The sequence below is a fragment of the Salinivibrio kushneri genome, assembly GCF_005280275.1.
Lineage (GTDB): Bacteria > Pseudomonadota > Gammaproteobacteria > Enterobacterales > Vibrionaceae > Salinivibrio > Salinivibrio kushneri.
Window position 1 is genome coordinate 237,466 of record NZ_CP040022.1, and the last position, 15,555, is coordinate 253,020.

Annotated in this window: 14 protein-coding genes; 8 read left to right on the plus strand and 6 right to left on the minus strand. The window is 50.4% G+C overall.

What is annotated here, in order from left to right; translation table 11 throughout:
- Window positions 1–44 precede the first annotated feature (44 nt).
- The gene (locus FCN78_RS14205) at window positions 45–428 is read right to left on the minus strand and encodes a hypothetical protein (RefSeq protein ID WP_077486837.1); all 384 of its coding nucleotides are present in this window, start codon (window positions 426–428) and stop codon (window positions 45–47) included.
- Window positions 429–749: 321 nt separating this feature from the next.
- Window positions 750–1,232, minus strand: a complete 483-nt coding sequence (locus tag FCN78_RS14210) for a TetR/AcrR family transcriptional regulator (protein WP_158075246.1) — start codon at window positions 1,230–1,232, stop codon at window positions 750–752.
- 363 nt (window positions 1,233–1,595) lie between these two features.
- On the opposite strand from FCN78_RS14210, the gene FCN78_RS14215 reads away from it, so the two are divergent.
- Both FCN78_RS14215 and FCN78_RS14220 read left to right on the plus strand, forming a co-directional pair.
- On the plus strand, window positions 1,596–3,251 hold the full coding sequence (locus FCN78_RS14215; RefSeq protein ID WP_077658981.1) for an AMP-binding protein: 1,656 nt from the start codon (window positions 1,596–1,598) through the stop codon (window positions 3,249–3,251).
- A 245-nt stretch (window positions 3,252–3,496) separates the two neighbouring features.
- The gene (locus FCN78_RS14220) at window positions 3,497–3,793 is read left to right on the plus strand and encodes a DUF406 family protein (protein ID WP_077658980.1); all 297 of its coding nucleotides are present in this window, start codon (window positions 3,497–3,499) and stop codon (window positions 3,791–3,793) included.
- 84 nt (window positions 3,794–3,877) lie between these two features.
- Here the strand turns inward: FCN78_RS14220 and FCN78_RS14225 are convergent, their stop codons facing one another.
- The gene (locus FCN78_RS14225) at window positions 3,878–4,492 is read right to left on the minus strand and encodes a DNA-J related domain-containing protein (RefSeq protein ID WP_046075714.1); all 615 of its coding nucleotides are present in this window, start codon (window positions 4,490–4,492) and stop codon (window positions 3,878–3,880) included.
- Window positions 4,493–4,889: 397 nt separating this feature from the next.
- Between FCN78_RS14225 and FCN78_RS14230 the strand changes: the two genes are divergently transcribed.
- Window positions 4,890–5,663: an EAL domain-containing protein gene (locus tag FCN78_RS14230; protein ID WP_077520630.1), complete on the plus strand. Its 774-nt coding sequence runs from the start codon at window positions 4,890–4,892 to the stop codon at window positions 5,661–5,663.
- A gap of 128 nt (window positions 5,664–5,791) precedes the next feature.
- Window positions 5,792–7,192, plus strand: coding sequence for a multicopper oxidase family protein (locus FCN78_RS14235; protein WP_077658979.1), 1,401 nt, complete (start codon window positions 5,792–5,794; stop codon window positions 7,190–7,192).
- A gap of 79 nt (window positions 7,193–7,271) precedes the next feature.
- On the opposite strand, the gene FCN78_RS14240 is transcribed toward FCN78_RS14235, so the two are convergent.
- Entirely contained in the window at window positions 7,272–9,227 is a 1,956-nt protein-coding gene (locus FCN78_RS14240) for a methyl-accepting chemotaxis protein (RefSeq protein WP_077658978.1), read from the minus strand.
- A 240-nt stretch (window positions 9,228–9,467) separates the two neighbouring features.
- Here FCN78_RS14240 and FCN78_RS14245 point away from each other — a divergent pair, with 240 nt between their 5' ends.
- Window positions 9,468–9,815 (plus strand): carboxymuconolactone decarboxylase family protein, encoded by a 348-nt coding sequence (locus FCN78_RS14245; RefSeq protein WP_077457262.1) that lies wholly within the window; start codon window positions 9,468–9,470, stop codon window positions 9,813–9,815.
- Between the two features lie 94 nt (window positions 9,816–9,909).
- On the opposite strand, the gene gcvT is transcribed toward FCN78_RS14245, so the two are convergent.
- Window positions 9,910–11,025, minus strand: coding sequence for a glycine cleavage system aminomethyltransferase GcvT (gene gcvT / locus FCN78_RS14250; RefSeq protein ID WP_077658977.1), 1,116 nt, complete (start codon window positions 11,023–11,025; stop codon window positions 9,910–9,912).
- A gap of 64 nt (window positions 11,026–11,089) precedes the next feature.
- A complete protein-coding gene (locus tag FCN78_RS14255) occupies window positions 11,090–11,692 on the minus strand; it encodes a helix-turn-helix domain-containing protein (protein ID WP_069361010.1) in 603 nt (200 codons plus the stop codon).
- 580 nt (window positions 11,693–12,272) lie between these two features.
- Here FCN78_RS14255 and FCN78_RS14260 point away from each other — a divergent pair.
- The 3 genes from FCN78_RS14260 (at window position 12,273) to gcvH (ending at window position 15,542) form a co-directional block, all read left to right on the plus strand.
- Window positions 12,273–13,673 (plus strand): L-serine ammonia-lyase, encoded by a 1,401-nt coding sequence (locus FCN78_RS14260; protein ID WP_077658976.1) that lies wholly within the window; start codon window positions 12,273–12,275, stop codon window positions 13,671–13,673.
- 26 nt (window positions 13,674–13,699) lie between these two features.
- Window positions 13,700–14,998 carry a serine hydroxymethyltransferase gene (locus FCN78_RS14265; protein ID WP_077658975.1) on the plus strand — a complete coding sequence of 433 codons (1,299 nt, stop codon included), beginning with the start codon at window positions 13,700–13,702 and terminating at the stop codon, window positions 14,996–14,998.
- Between the two features lie 166 nt (window positions 14,999–15,164).
- Window positions 15,165–15,542, plus strand: a complete 378-nt coding sequence (gcvH, locus tag FCN78_RS14270) for a glycine cleavage system protein GcvH (RefSeq protein WP_069361007.1) — start codon at window positions 15,165–15,167, stop codon at window positions 15,540–15,542.
- Window positions 15,543–15,555 lie beyond the last annotated feature (13 nt).

A 15,555-nucleotide genomic window follows, 5' to 3' on the forward strand; every position in this document is an offset into this window, starting at 1 on the left:
TGCGCAACAATTTACTGCGTAAGATCAAGCTAAGTGCGCACGGACTAGACAAAAACAAAAACCGATAAATAGCTCACAGCGGCCACGGCTAACACTAATGACAAAAAAGCAAACAGTTTGGCGCGTCTCCGGTGGATCCAAGTCCCCACGCCCGTATGTAGGCTGCGATGCGGGCGTATCATCCCTAGGCAGCGAGCATATTTATTGGCTAGACGCTGGTGGCCTTGCGCGTTTAACCGTTCAAGAAGCTGATGGACATGCGTCACCGAGCAGTGACCCAGCACAGCCATACACTCCTCGTGGGGCATGACTGTGAGCAGTTCAACTTGCTTGTTGAGATCATATTGTAAAAAGGCATTGCGAGCGGCCACAATCTCTGATGTTGAGAAAGCAGTCGGTTCAGTAAAGGTGTTGTTCATTACCGTCATGGCGAATCTCCCGATTGGCAGTAGGTAACGACCATCAACAACATCGTGCCCATCCGGACAGTGTGATGTCTAACAGCGAGAGGAGAAAAACAAAGCAGGCAGGGCCAACTATCGACGACAGTTGGTAACGATGAAATGCAGCAATACCAACAGTCGCTATTTTTCTCCGTTAAGACTCGGAGGATGGTCGGTATTGTTCATGGTTGTCTCCAAATACATGTTTTGCTGATAAAGCGTGACAATGATAACAAGAAACGCAGGGGCTGTCTGTCAACAGACGGTCATCTCTCGCACCATAACCCGGGTTAAAAGGCGATGACATTAGGATTTCGCGTCAGCTCGCTGACGGCACAGCAACACACTGGCCCCTAACAGTTGCGAAAAGGCGACCGTTAAATCGGTTTGCATCTGCTGTTCACACTCTTGCTGCAGCGTTTTTAAACACCTGAATGCGGCTCCATGATCGGCTTTGCCACTAATTAACACATAAAAGCACAGCTTTAGCGTCGCCTTAAATTCACCTTCGGCATGCATCGCTTGCATCCAGCTTTTCATAAATGCATTGATGGTGCCACTCGTATCGAGTGGCGTACGCAGGCTCTCCACCAAAAAAGGCTCTAACGCGACCATGAAATCTTGCTTTCGAGGAAAGTGATGGCTAATCCCGGTGCGCGATACGCCTGTCGCTTCACTGAGCGTGGTATAAGACATTCCCTCATAACCGAGCGCCAACAGCTGCCGCTTCGCCTCTGCCAAGATAGTCTCAATGGTTTGTTGTGTTTGGGCTTTACTGCGTTTTGGCATGCGTAATCTGTTCTCCCCGTCAATCGCCGTCATTGGCGCTGTGATGACACGCGCGCCAGTCGGCTCGCGGCCAGGCTAACTCACGAAAAAGTCCCGCCCCTTTTAAAATAGTACAGACTCACCCACTCAGCCTGACACTAACCCTTTACCAAGACGCTGAAGCGGATCAAACTTCCAAAAACCTTATTGAGAAGAATATGAAAAAACTGAAAAATCCGTGACAAATCACTGCAAATAGTGCCATCAGTCATAATTTGAACACGTGTTTAAATGATTATCTTGCTTCTCGCCGCCCCCGATCACTAAATTAACATTATTATAACGTTTAAACGTATTCTTAGGTTGCGACAATGAGGAAGTCCAATGTCACATATCAAACCGAACGATCAGATCTTACGGTGGGCTGATGAACGTCCAAGTCATGTTTTTCTACGCCAGATTCACGGCCGCCGCTTTCATGACTACACCTTTGCGGACGTGGCCGACCAAGCATTGCGCATGGTCACCGCACTACGGGACATGGGGCTGAAACCCGGTGATAAGGTCGCGCTCATCTCCAAAAACTGCGCGGAATGGTTTATTGCCGATTTAGCGATGATGATGGGCAGCTATATCAGTGTGCCGATATTTCCAACAGCCGGGACAGACACCATTGACCATGTGGTCACCCATAGTGAATCGAAAGCCATGTTTGTGGGCAAGCTTGATGACAGTAAAGCCTTGAGCGCCTCACTGGAAAACATGCCAGGCTTAAAGACCATCGCCTTTCCTTACCCCACCATTAGCTGCCATTACGAATGGCATGACTTGATCGCCAACCATGAAGCATCAGATGAGCGCCCTGTGCACCAAGACAGTGATGTGATGTCTTTAGTGTATACCTCGGGCACGTCAGGCTTACCTAAAGGGGCAATTTTAAGTTATGGCGGCTACTGTTGGTCCGCTCAGCGATTAATTGATCATATTGGCATTGAACCTAATGATCGCTTGTTCTCTTATCTACCACTCGCGCATATTACCGAGCGGGTTTACATCATGGGCTCAGCGATTATGGGCGGGATCCCTACCGCGTTCCCTGAGTCACTCGATACCTTTATCGAAGATGTCAAAATGCATCGCCCCACCTTGTTCATTTCTGTCCCTCGGCTTTGGACACTATTCCAGCAACGCATTCAAGAAAAACTGCCAGACGGAAAACTTAACCTTCTCTTGCGCATTCCCTTGGTCAATAACCTGATCAAAAGCAAAATCGCAAAAAACCTTGGATTGGATCAGGCACGCGTGTTGGGATGCGGCTCAGCGCCTGTCGCGCCCGCATTACTGCAATGGTATGAAAAGCTCGGGTTACACATTACCGAGGCGTGGGGCATGACAGAAAGCTATGCCTACAGTACCCTCAACTATCCATTTAGAGCCGATAAGATTGGCACCGTGGGTAATGCAGGGCCTGGCGTGGAGATCAAAATTGCCGATGATCAGGAAATCCTAGTAAAAAGCGAAGGCTTATTCAGTGGTTACTACAAAAACGAAGAAGCCAGCGCAGAAACCTTGGTCGATGGCTGGTTACACACGGGAGATTTAGGTGAACTGGATAGCGAGGGGTATCTGAGTATTTCTGGCCGCAAAAACGACACCTTTAAAACTGCCAAAGGTAAATTTGTCGCGCCCGTGCCGATTGAAAAGCGTTTGTTCGAACTCTCTAATGCCGAGATGCTCTGTGTGATTGGTTCAGGCATGCCTGCCCCTATTCTACTCGCGCTGCCACATCACTTTCCCAACTTTGACCGCGCGCGTTATGAGCGTCGCGTGAAGAAGGTGATTGATACCATCAACGGGGAGCTGGAGTCTCACCAGCAAATCAAAGGCGTATTGATGATTAAAGAGCCGTGGAGCATTGAGAACGGCAAACTCACGCCGACGCTGAAAATTCGCCGTCACAAGCTAGAGCAAGAGTATCATGATGTCGGTACTCACTGGCCGAAGGGTACCTTAGTGCAATGGGAAGAAGATTTGCGCTGATCCTTTAACCCAATCAAATGATAATGCTCACCCACTATTGCACGTGTTGGCATAAACACGAATAGTGGGTGGTGTCTTTATCAGTATCTGTATTGCTGCCATCACTACAGCGTGCTACAAACACTGCAAAACCTGACCTGCCTCAATGTGCCACAACCCAGACTTTGCTAAAGATCATGTTATCGACTTACAGCAGGCCACCAGCACGTTTTTCACGCCTGCTGCTTTTAACGTAGGGAAATACCATGAAAGAGAATCAAACCGATACCTGTGATGCATGTGGTGTTAGCGCTGAAATAGGTTACATTATTTCTGAGGGCGACGAAGTGGCAGAATTGACCATTCAAGGCGATAGCAAGGACGCGGTGCAAGCGCGCTTCGAGCAATACCTCTCCCTCGCAGAGAGCATTAACCCTGCCGTTAAGCATGACTTTGATCCGCAACAGTTTGATCGCAATGGCGCGCACATCAAATTGCAGTTTGAATGCAGTGCCGAAAAGCTGATCTTTGAATTGCGCAGTCGCGGGCTGAATAACGCGTAAGTGTTACGCGAAAACCACAAGCATGTCAGAGGTTCAAGCAACAGGGTGTTTTCTCACACCCTGTTGTTGCTTGCTGACAGCCATTTATAAGCGCAAGCTTTGCCAAGCTTCACACATCTCACGGAAAGTGGTTGCATCTCCTTCGGGCCGATCTGGGTGCCACTTGAGCGCCATTTTGCGCCACTGACGCCTAATTTCATGCTCACTAGCATTCTCATCCAAACCCAACACTTTTAACGCCTTATTGCGCTCCAACATCGCCTCGCCCGGCGCCTCATTGCCGATATGACGCTGGTAGTGCTTCCAAAACGAAGACAACAGTTCTTTGACGTCATCTTGGCTGGCGTCATAGTTGTTCCAGTCCATGTAGTAATCACGCAACGGATCCTGGTAATCAATTTCTTTGGCCACAAAGCCACTGTTGCCAACCCGCCATTGTAGCTGGATATCCATTGACTCAACCTGCAACCACTGCTGCGGCAACAACATTTCTTGTAGTTGATACAAGGCATTCATGATCAGGAAGTTGCGTTTAAATAAATCAAGGTGGGGGTCAGCATCAAGCTGGGCCATCATGGTGTCTTTTTGCAGCTCACCTAATAGATGGTGCACTTTCCAACTTTGTCGCGTTGATTCTAGAATACTGAGTATTGGCCAAATCAGGGGGTTGTCTATTTCATCCCGTTTTTCAGCAAGCATGACGTTCATCCTCTGTCACTGGCCAGCTACCTTGAACCGGCATCTCGTGGGGTTGGTTGTAAAGCCACCTTATTAAGGTATAAACCAATTCTGGCTATTTTGTAGCAAATATTGGGAAGTCCCTTTTCGCGGCACGCATTTTTAAGCGTGCTTTCCGCCATCATAATGACACTTCCAACGTTGCCGGTTAAATATTAAGCATATCCGGTGCCAACTTGTGACGAAAAAGAGACCGTTTTGGCCTATTGAATCCCAGTCTGATCGGTTTATATCGAATGATCACGACTAGGCCTGTACCTTAAACCGTGCGAACCCCATAATTTTTGTCATCTCATTCGCATTCTGCCCAGAACTCCATTAATCTTTTTACAAGGACAGACTAAATAACCGCTTTTCTATGACAGCATCTTCAACACAATGTGAGGCCTGCAGGGATGCGCAGCCACTCGCATTCGATTTTACCATGGCATTCCAACCCATTATTCGGCTTTCCACGCATTCCATTTATGCCTACGAGGCGCTTGCCCGAGGCAAGGACGGTAGCGGCGCGGGCAGCGTGTTTAAGCATGTTAACGCAGAGAATCAGTATCAATTTGATCAAACCTGTCGGATCAAGGCAGTCAAACTCGCGGCCGAACTATCTATTCCTTGTTATCTCAGCATTAACTTTATGCCCAATGCCGTGTACGAGCCAGAGCGCTGTATCCGCACCACGCTGAAAGCCGCGAATGACTATAATTTCCCACTCGAACGGATTCTGTTTGAGTTCACCGAAGGGGAGGAAGTCCTTGATTACAGTCATATTCAGCGCATTATTCGTTATTACCGCTCACAAGGCTTTTTAACTGCAATAGACGATTTCGGTGCCGGTTACTCCGGCCTTACCGCGCTTGCCAGCATTAACACCCATATGATTAAACTGGATATGGCGCTTGTGCGAGATATTGACACTGACGTCACCAAGCAAACCATTGTGCGCCACAGTGTCGCCATGTGCCACGAGCTAAGTCGTCAAATTATTGCCGAAGGTGTTGAAACAGAAGCCGAGCTTCAATGCCTGATTGATTTAGGCGTCGACTTCTTTCAAGGCTATTACATTGCTAAGCCAGGTTTCGAAAGCTTACCGCCTATCAATCAAGTACCTGGGCTCGAAGCCTTCCACTGTCAATAAGCTGACGGCTCAACGAGTCTTGGCACTCGCTGTTTTAACTGCCTCACAAACACAATTGATAATCTTTCTCAGAAACCATTTTTCGAGGTACACTGTTACGCAATGACGGCGTTGAAAAGGTATTAAGAATGAATGGTGAATCACTGAACGCGCGTGGCCTCTCCCGGCGTCAATTTTTACGAACGACCGCAGCGGTGGCAGCCCTTTCCACTTTGCCTGCTTGCTCCTTAGTCTCTGCCTCTCGACAAAACGGGCAGTGGGAATACCATTTAAGCGCTGAGCCCAGTCAGGCTGAGTTGGTTCCTGAGCATCAGACCGATGTACTGGCCTTCAATGGCGAGACGCCAGCCCCCACTATACGCTGCCGCCAAGGTGAGCCAGTGACCATTCACTTCACCAATAACCTCAATGAACCCACCACGATTCACTGGCATGGGCTACGCATTCCCATTGAAATGGACGGTGTTCCTTTCTTGTCCCAAGCGCCTATTCAGCCCGGTGAAACCTTTACCTATCGTTTTACCCCACCGGATGCCGGCACCTTTTGGTACCACCCGCATATGAACTCAGTGGTGCAGTTGGGTAAAGGGCTGGTCGGTGCGATTGTGGTCGAGGAAGCCACGCCGGTTGTGTTTGATGAAGAGCACACACTGACACTCAAACACTGGCATCTTGATCGTCAAGGTAACTGGAAAGATCTCGCTATCCCTCGCTATAGCGCGCGTATGGGCACGCCTGGCGAGTGGGGCACCGTAAATGGTATTCACCATCCTGAATACACACTGCAAGAAAAGGCAACCACACGATTGCGCTTAGCCAACGTGGACAATACACTCACCTATCCCATTCAAGTGCGCGGCGCAGAAGCCTGGATAATCGCTATCGATGGTAACCCGATTGCCACACCACGCCGCTTGGAGACGCACAAGATAGCCCCAGGGATGCGGCTAGATATTGGTCTGATAGCACCCAATGCTGGTGAAACAGTTGAAATAATGCACATGAAAGGTGACTTTCCTTTCTTGCTGGCAAGCTTTACCGCCACACCGTCAACGTTAACAGAGAAGCCCCTACCCACTCTGCCACTCAATCCCGTTGCAAAACCAGATTTAGAGAATGCTGAAACCCGTCATTTTGTGTTTGAGTGGGCTGGCGCGATCACGCCTGCTGATAAGCAAGGGAAGGGAAAACACGAGTTTTGGTTGATGAATAAACGCGCCTGGGAAGGAATGAGTAAAGGTAATATTCCTGAGCCGATCGCCAAACTGGAACGCGGAAAGACCTATATCTTCGATTTAAAAAATGTCACCCAGTACCATCACCCTATTCACCTGCACGGACACACCTTTACTGTGCTGGAAATGGATGGCAAACCAGTCACACCATTTCACACTGACACCGTTTTGTTGGGTAAAAATGGCCACGCCAAGGCAGCGTTTGTGGCCGATAATCCGGGCCGATGGATGTACCATTGCCATGTTATTGAGCACATGAAAACGGGTCTGATGGGGTTTGTCGAGGTCACCTAACGAACAAATCACACACATGAAAAACGGCGAGCACTTGGCTCGCCGTTTTATGTCGTCACTCGGTTTTCACCCGCTGCGATTAACTGTCCTTTTCCGTTTTAAAACGATTAACTAACTCTGATAGCTCTGAGGCCACCACACGCAGCTCGGCAGCTGTGGCATTGGTTTGCTCTGCCGTTGATGCTGCACTGTTGGCACCTTCTAGCACACTGGTCACATTCTGATTAATATCTTCCGATACTGAGTGCTGCTCCTCGGTGGCCGTGGCAATTTGTGACGCCATGTCGTGAATTTGCCCTACCAAACTTTGGATAGTGTCAAAGACGCTCAAGGCCTCTTCCGTCGCCTCCGTGGTGGTTTGTGAGTGCTCAACACTGCCTTGCAGCTTCTCGGAAAGCTGATTCGTGCGCTGGGTTAAGGCCTGCAACAGCTCATCAATCTCTTCCGTTGATTTGGTGGTTTTTTGTGACAGCACCCGTACCTCGTCGGCCACCACGGCAAAGCCTCGCCCATGCTCACCCGCACGCGCTGACTCAATCGCCGCATTAAGCGCAAGCAAATTGGTTTGTTCAGCAATGCCTCGAATGGTATCCAGCATGGCGGTGATATTATCGTTCTCTTTGGTCAGCTCAGCCATCGCGCTATCCGCTTCGTTTAGCGTGGTGGCCATTTCTTGCACCGCTGCGCGCGTATTATTCATCAAGGTCATGCCACGATCGACCTCCGACTGACACTGCTGGGCAGAATCCGCCGTTTGATTGCAGTTTTGAGAGACTTCGTTGGCGGTGGCCACCATTTGGTGGAAGGCGGTGGCAATTTGTTCTAGCCCTGAGCGCTGTTGGTGACTGGCGCCGTCCAACTGTTCAGCAAATTGAGTGGTTTGATCGGCATGAGACGACAGCTTGGTGGATCTGTCCTTGATACCGACGATCAACTCTTGAATCACATCCACAAACTGATTAAAGGCACCCGCCGTTTTACCCAACTCATCCTGGCTGCGAACCGGTAAACGCTTGGTCAAATCACCATCACCGCTTGCCGCATCACTCAGCCCATCACTGACGGCAATGATAGATGCAGATATACGTTGAATCATAAAGTAACCAAGCGCACCAAACACGACAACAAGGATCAGGCTGATGGATAAAATAACGGTTTGCAGCCGGGTAACCTGGCCTAGAACTTCTTGCTGCGGCACAATCCCAATCAAACGCCAGCCACTCTCTGGCGCTTTGTACTGATTGACAAAATAATCTTTACCAGAAAAGGAAACAGCAGTGAGTGATTCACTAAAATTCCCACCGCTGTAAACACTGTCGACACTCTGGGCAGGTTCAAAGTTATTGTCTGGGTTGTTCGGGTCAGCAAGCACCGTGCCTGTGTCTTCCACCAGCACAATATACCCCGACTCACCGAGGGTAACGTCACCTAACATATTTGTCAGTGCTTCTAGCGTAACGTCGACACCAATCACACCACTCAGGCCGTCTTGGGCTTGAAACTCCATGACATAATCAAGGAGGGGGGCACCCGTCGTCACATCTTGATAAGCAGGCACCCTAACTGGGTTATTTCCGCTTCCCTGGCCCGTCTGGTACCAAGGACGCTGACGAGGATCGTAGTTGCCAGACTCCCCTTGCGGCCACTGAATGTACCCACCATCACTTAGCCCAAGGAACACATACGCAAAATCTTCTCGTGACTCGCCCATCGCCTCTAGCAACCCATACGCCCGTGCCTCAGCAGGACTATTTTGCTTGGAGGTCATGGCTTTGGTCGATCCCATGTATTTGGTGACAGAGCTGTCTAAACGTTGAAGGGCGTCGCTGTTACCCAGCATCTTGGCGTTTGCCGCCAACCCTTCTAAGTAAAATTTAAACGCGTTGCCTATGTGCTGCATTTCTTTGTAGGAGCTTTGCTCATAGCTTTGCAACGTACTCGTTCGGAACTGATAGAGTGATACGATAGCGATGATAAGTGTGGGCAGGATAACGCCTGTCAGGACGACAACGAGTAAGCGCTTTTTAATACTCATACTGACCTCCGTCAGTGACAGCACATAGGAACATGTTGGTCAAAAGGTTAAGTGTGTTGTTTTAAATTAGAACAACCATTAATGACAATCTAATAAATAACGTATTTTCCCTCTCTTTTATCACGAAACGGTATCGAGCTGATTGCTTTTTTAGGCAAATGCAGTGGCTCGGCAGACACGGATTGCATGATGGCCAAAAAGCCATTACATTAGACAAGGCTAAATTAAAAGGACAACTTCATGACCAAGAAAAACTATCAGGAAATCAATCAGCAACAACTGGCGCTCAATAAACAATTTAAAGCACACAGCAGTGACACCCTGTCCGCATTCGGACAGCTGCATCGGGCAGCAATGGCTGAAGGTGATCTCGATGTAAAAACCAAAGAGTTGATTGCACTAGGGATTGGTATTGCCGCGCGCTGCGATGGCTGTATCGGTGCCCACGTGGCCGCCGCTTTAAAGCACGGCGCGACTAAACAAGAATGCGTAGAAGCGATTAATGTTGCCATTGTGATGGGCGGTGGTCCGTCGTTGATTTACGGCTCTCAAGCACTGGAAGCGGTCGAGCAACTGAGTGAGGCGTAGCGATTCATCGCCACCTAAAAAGTAGAAGTCGACTCACAAACAAAAACGCAGCCGTCTTTGGCTGCGTTTTTATCGACCTTCGCACTGACCGAGATCAGCCGCGATAATACCGCTGCGGTACAAAGGGCATTTTTTCGACCGTCATGGGCAGTTTTTTGCCACGTACTTCCGCGTATACCTCGGTGCCGGGGGCAATAAATTCAGGAGGGAGATAGCCCATCGCCACAGGCATGCCTTTGGTGGGGCCAAAGGTGCCGCTGGTGACCACGCCGATTTCATTATCGTCTGCATCAAACAGCTTGCTGCCTTCACGCACAGGGGCTTTGCTTTGGCCCACCAGCCCAATGCGCTTGCGGCTCACCGCTTTGGTCGCGATTTGATCGAGTATTTTCGCCTCACCGGGGAAGCCACCCGCACGCTCACCATCGGCGCGACGCACTTTACTGATTGCCCAGATCAAGGTTGCTTCAACCGGCGTCGTGGTAGTGTCCAGATCGTGCCCATATAGACACAGTCCGCACTCAAGGCGCAGTGAGTCACGCGCGCCCAAGCCAATCCATTCCACCTCGTCGTAAGCTAAAAGGGCTTTGGCGAGAGATTCTGCATGTTCAGCCGGGACAGACACTTCAAACCCATCTTCGCCGGTATAACCTGAACGACTCACCACGCAGTGAATGCCATCAATCTCAACAGGCTGAATGTCCATGAACACCATGTCATTCACCTTCGGGTTGAATGTCGCCAGCACTTGCGCCGCCTTCGGGCCTTGAAGCGCCAGTAAGGCGCGATCTTCAATCACCTCGACGGAGACATCCCCTTTCAAGTTGTCGCGCAGGTGCTGAATGTCTTGTGCTTTGCAGGCCGCGTTGACCACCAAAAAGAGGTGATCGCCGAGGTTGGCAATCATCAAGTCATCCAAAATGCCGCCCTGCTCATTGGTGAATACGGCATAGCGTTGTTTACCTTGAGGGAGATCCAACACATCAACTGGGACGAGCGCTTCCAATGCTTTGGCCGCGTCTGCGCCATGAAGACGGATTTGCCCCATATGAGAAACATCAAACAACCCTGCATGCTCACGGCAATGAAGGTGCTCTTTGCGCACACCCAGCGGATACTGAACTGGCATGTCATAGCCAGCGAAAGGAACCATTTTTGCGCCCATATCAAGGTGCAGGCGGTGTAACGGGGTCGTGAGTAACTCTGCCATTATTCTCTCCATATTGTGCCCGCAGGCATCTTGCCCACGTTAAGCAATGCGTTTATGTGGTTAGTTAAGACGCTGTTACCCATAAGATCAGCGCATCGTCATCACTGACGGAAGCTAGCATGTGCCCCATGGTGGCGTCGTAATATACGCTGTCACCCTCATTGAGAGTGATCGCTTCATAAAACTCAGAAAAAAATTGGATACTGCCTTCCAGCACCAATAAAAACTCTTCCCCGTCGTGTCGAATCCAGTCGCTATAATCCTCAAACGCACGTGCCCTAACCCGCGACTTAAACGGCATCATCTTTTTGTTGCTTAGCTGTGTTGCCAATAACTCATGTTCGTAGGTACCCGTAGGGTGTGCTTTTCCCTGACCCGCTAGCGTCACATCTCGCCGACCTGTTGCTTGCCGCTTTTTTGGTGGGGCAAACAGTTGCGGAATATCGATATCCAAGCCGTGCGCGAGTTTCTGCATCGCTTGGAAAGTCGGGGATATCTGTTCATTTTCAATTTTGGATAAGGTTGAACGCGCCAAGCCAGTGCGCTGGCTTGCCTCCTCAAGCGTCAGCCCAAGCCCGACCCTGACGGCTTTTAAACGCGGGCCCAGCCGCAATGGTGCAATGGGTTCGCGAGCGTCACCCTCGCGTTGCGATCGCTCAACCTGCATCGACGGGTACACATCCTGTGTTGATTGGTCTGTTGTCACCTGCTTTCGCCTCTATCGGTTGTCCCGCTGTATTTGCCGCTTTAACACTTTTAACAAAAAAGTTTCCTATCGGAAAATACCGATATCATAAACGTGACCTAGCCAGCGAATTGATCAAGGTAACCAACCTGTCACTCTCACCCGGCACCTTGAGTCCATCATGCTCTTCCTCGTAAAAACAAGGTATTACAGAGATATTAATTAACCATTCACTTAATAAAAAGCGAGTATATTCCCCGGCGTTACTGGCATTGATTTGCAATTTACCCTCGCTTAGGATAAAAAGGCAAACGTTTGCTCCGTTGTTAGATAGTATCAACAGGAGGACGTTTTGTCTCCAGGATCACAACATAGGTTTCTTATTGGAAATTTATTTTGCGGAAAAGTGAACGCTTAGGTACGTTAACAAAATGTTTAAATCAACAGTAAGCGCAATCATCGCCAATCTGTTGAATGCTACGTGAAGCAATGTCGGCATCGTCGATGTCAGGACAACAACAATCATGACAACAACGTACCTTACTGATTGAGGAGACAGGCCATGAGTCACAGCATGTTTGACCTGTTTAAGATAGGCGTCGGGCCATCTAGCTCACACACCGTTGGTCCGATGGTGGCCTGCGCACGCTTTAGCCACTATGCGGCGCAAACACTGTCCATGACCGATATCGAGCGTGTCAAAGTAGACCTATACGGCTCGCTGGCGTTAACCGGCAAAGGCCATGCGACTGACGTGGCGTGTGTGATGGGGTTAATGGGCGAAATGCCTGCCACCATCGAGTCAGATGAAATCGATACCATGACCAAGCTGGTCAAAAACGGCGGCGAACTCCCCTTTGCTGGACGCCACTACATCCCATTCAATTGGCAGGCAGATATTGCCTTTCACTATGAGCAAGTACTGCCCGCGCACCCCAACGGGATGACAGTCAGTGCATACGATAAAGCCGGTGACTGTTTGGCCAGCAAGACCTATTTCTCTGTCGGCGGTGGTTTTGTGGTGGAAGAAGGCGAAACGGATGCCCTAGCGACTGATTTCACTCCGCCATATCCATTTAAGAGTGCAGCGGAATTACTTGAGCAATGTACAAAAACGAACATGACCATCAGCGAGCTGATGTTTACGAACGAGGTCGCACGCGCCCAATACCACGATAGTCACGCCACACGTGACACGGTTAACCAGGGACTGGATCATATCTGGCAAGTGATGCGTGAGTGCATCGACAGAGGCATTAAACAAGGTGGCGTACTGCCAGGCGGTTTAAACATTAAGCGACGTGCCAAAGGCATGTACGACGCCATTCACGATAAACAAGCCCATGGGTTACCGACAGACACCAATGATTGGGTCAACCTGTTTGCCATGGCGGTCAATGAAGAGAATGCCGCCGGAGGCCGAGTGGTCACCGCCCCGACCAATGGCGCCGCGGGTGTGATCCCTGCCGTGCTTGCTTATTACGATAAGTTTGTCTCGCCCAATAACCCAGATGGCATCCGTACCTTTATGGCCACCTCCGCGGCTATCGGCTCTTTGTACAAGACCAATGCCTCTATTTCGGCAGCAGAAGTCGGTTGTCAGGGAGAAATTGGCGTGGCGTGCTCGATGGCAGCGGCAGGATTAGCCGCCGCCATGGGCGCAAGCAACCAACAAATTGAAAATGCGGCAGAAATCGGCATGGAGCATAACCTCGGCCTTACGTGTGACCCGATTGATGGCCTGGTGCAAGTCCCTTGCATAGAACGCAACACCATGGGCGCCGTAAAAGCGATTAACGCGACCCGATTAGCCATGGGTGGCGACGGCGAGCATCACGTCTCGCTTGATAGCGTAATTAAAACCATGCATGAGACCGGGCTCGACATGATGAGTAAATATAAAGAAACCTCACAGGGTGGCCTCGCCACCAATGTGATCCCGATTAATGTTGTGGCCTGTTAGCCACCATCGCCAATAAGGAAAGCGCAATGAAACCGAGCTACCCAAATGTAGAATTGGAGCAGTTTTTCTCCACCAACTTATCGGAGTCCGATGGTGCCGTGATGTCGGCCGTGCAGGCCGAGCACAAACGTCAACAACAGCAGATTGAGCTGATCGCCTCAGAAAACATCGTCTCGCAAGCCGTGATGCAAGCGCAAGGCACCTGCCTAACCAATAAGTACGCCGAAGGCTATCCGGGCCGTCGCTATTACGGCGGCTGCGAGCACGTCGATGAAGTCGAAGCCATCGCCCAGGCCCGCGCCAAACAACTGTTTAGCTGCGAGTATGTCAATGTTCAGCCGCACTCGGGCGCACAAGCCAACGGCGCCGTCATGCTGGCGCTACTGCAACCCGGTGACACCATTTTAGGTATGTCACTCGATGCTGGCGGCCACCTCACTCACGGCGCGCGCCCTGCTCTATCCGGTAAATGGTTTAATGCTGTGCAATACGGCGTGAGCAAAGACAGCCTAGAAATTGATTACGATGAAGTCGCAGTGCTGGCTCGTGAACATCAACCGAAGATGATCATCGCCGGGGGCAGTGCGATCCCTCGCCATATTGACTTCGCTCGTTTCCGTGCCATTGCCGATGAAGTGGGTGCCTATTTAATGGTCGACATGGCACACATTGCTGGCCTAGTGGCCACCGGCGCCCATCCCTCGCCACTACCTCATGCGCATGTGGTCACCACCACTACCCATAAAACCCTGCGTGGCCCGCGCGGTGGCATGATCCTGACCAATCACGAAGACATCAACAAAAAGATCAATTCGGCGGTGTTTCCCGGCCTGCAAGGCGGTCCATTAATGCATGTGATTGCGGCTAAAGCCGTCGCATTTGGTGAGGCGCTAGAGCCTGAGTTTAAATTGTATATTGATCAAGTAGTTGCTAACGCCAAAGTCCTGGCCGAGGTCCTACAAACACGTGGCTGTGACATCGTCACCGGCGGCACCGATACTCATCTGATGTTGGTTGATTTGCGCCCCAAAGGCCTAAAAGGCAACCAAGCGGAGCAGGCGCTCGAGCGCGCTGGAATCACCTGTAACAAGAACGGCATCCCTTTCGATACCGAAAAACCCATGATCACCTCCGGCATTCGCCTCGGCACCCCCGCGGGTACCAGCCGCGGATTTGGTACCCAGGAGTTCCACCAAGTTGGTCAATGGATTGGGGACGTGCTCGATGCCTTAGTCGAGGCACCAGAAGGCAACGCCGAGGTTGAGGCACGCGTGCGTAAAGAAGTACAGCAGCTGTGTGCTCGTTTCCCGCTTTATCGCCAATGATAACTGGTATGAAGCAACTCTTGGAATAACCGCTGCGTCGTCTATCACGATTGCAACCAGCGCAAACAAGACATAGGAGGCGGTGTGATCCCCCAGACGCCGTCTTAATTTACATTGTAAATCGCTCAACGATTGAGCAGCTCGTATTAAAGCAGGAGAGTAACAAATGGACGCGACACTAAAGTTTTCTGAAAGCCATGAGTGGGTCAAAGACAATGGCGATGGCACTGTCACTATGGGGATCACCGATCATGCCCAAGGCCTACTTGGCGATGTCGTGTTTGTCGATCTACCTGAGGTGGGTGACAGTACTGAAAAAGGTGAAGGCTTTTCATTGGTGGAGTCGGTAAAAGCCGCATCAGATATTTATGCGCCGGTTGATGGTGAAGTGGTCGCCATTAATGAAGATCTGGAAGATAGCCCAGAACTGGTCAACGAAGAACCTTTTGAGGGCGGCTGGATTGCCAAGATTAAGCTGGCAGACGACACCAACTTGGATCATCTGATGGACGCGGACGCCTATACCGCCGCAATCGACGACTAATTCAGGACGAATA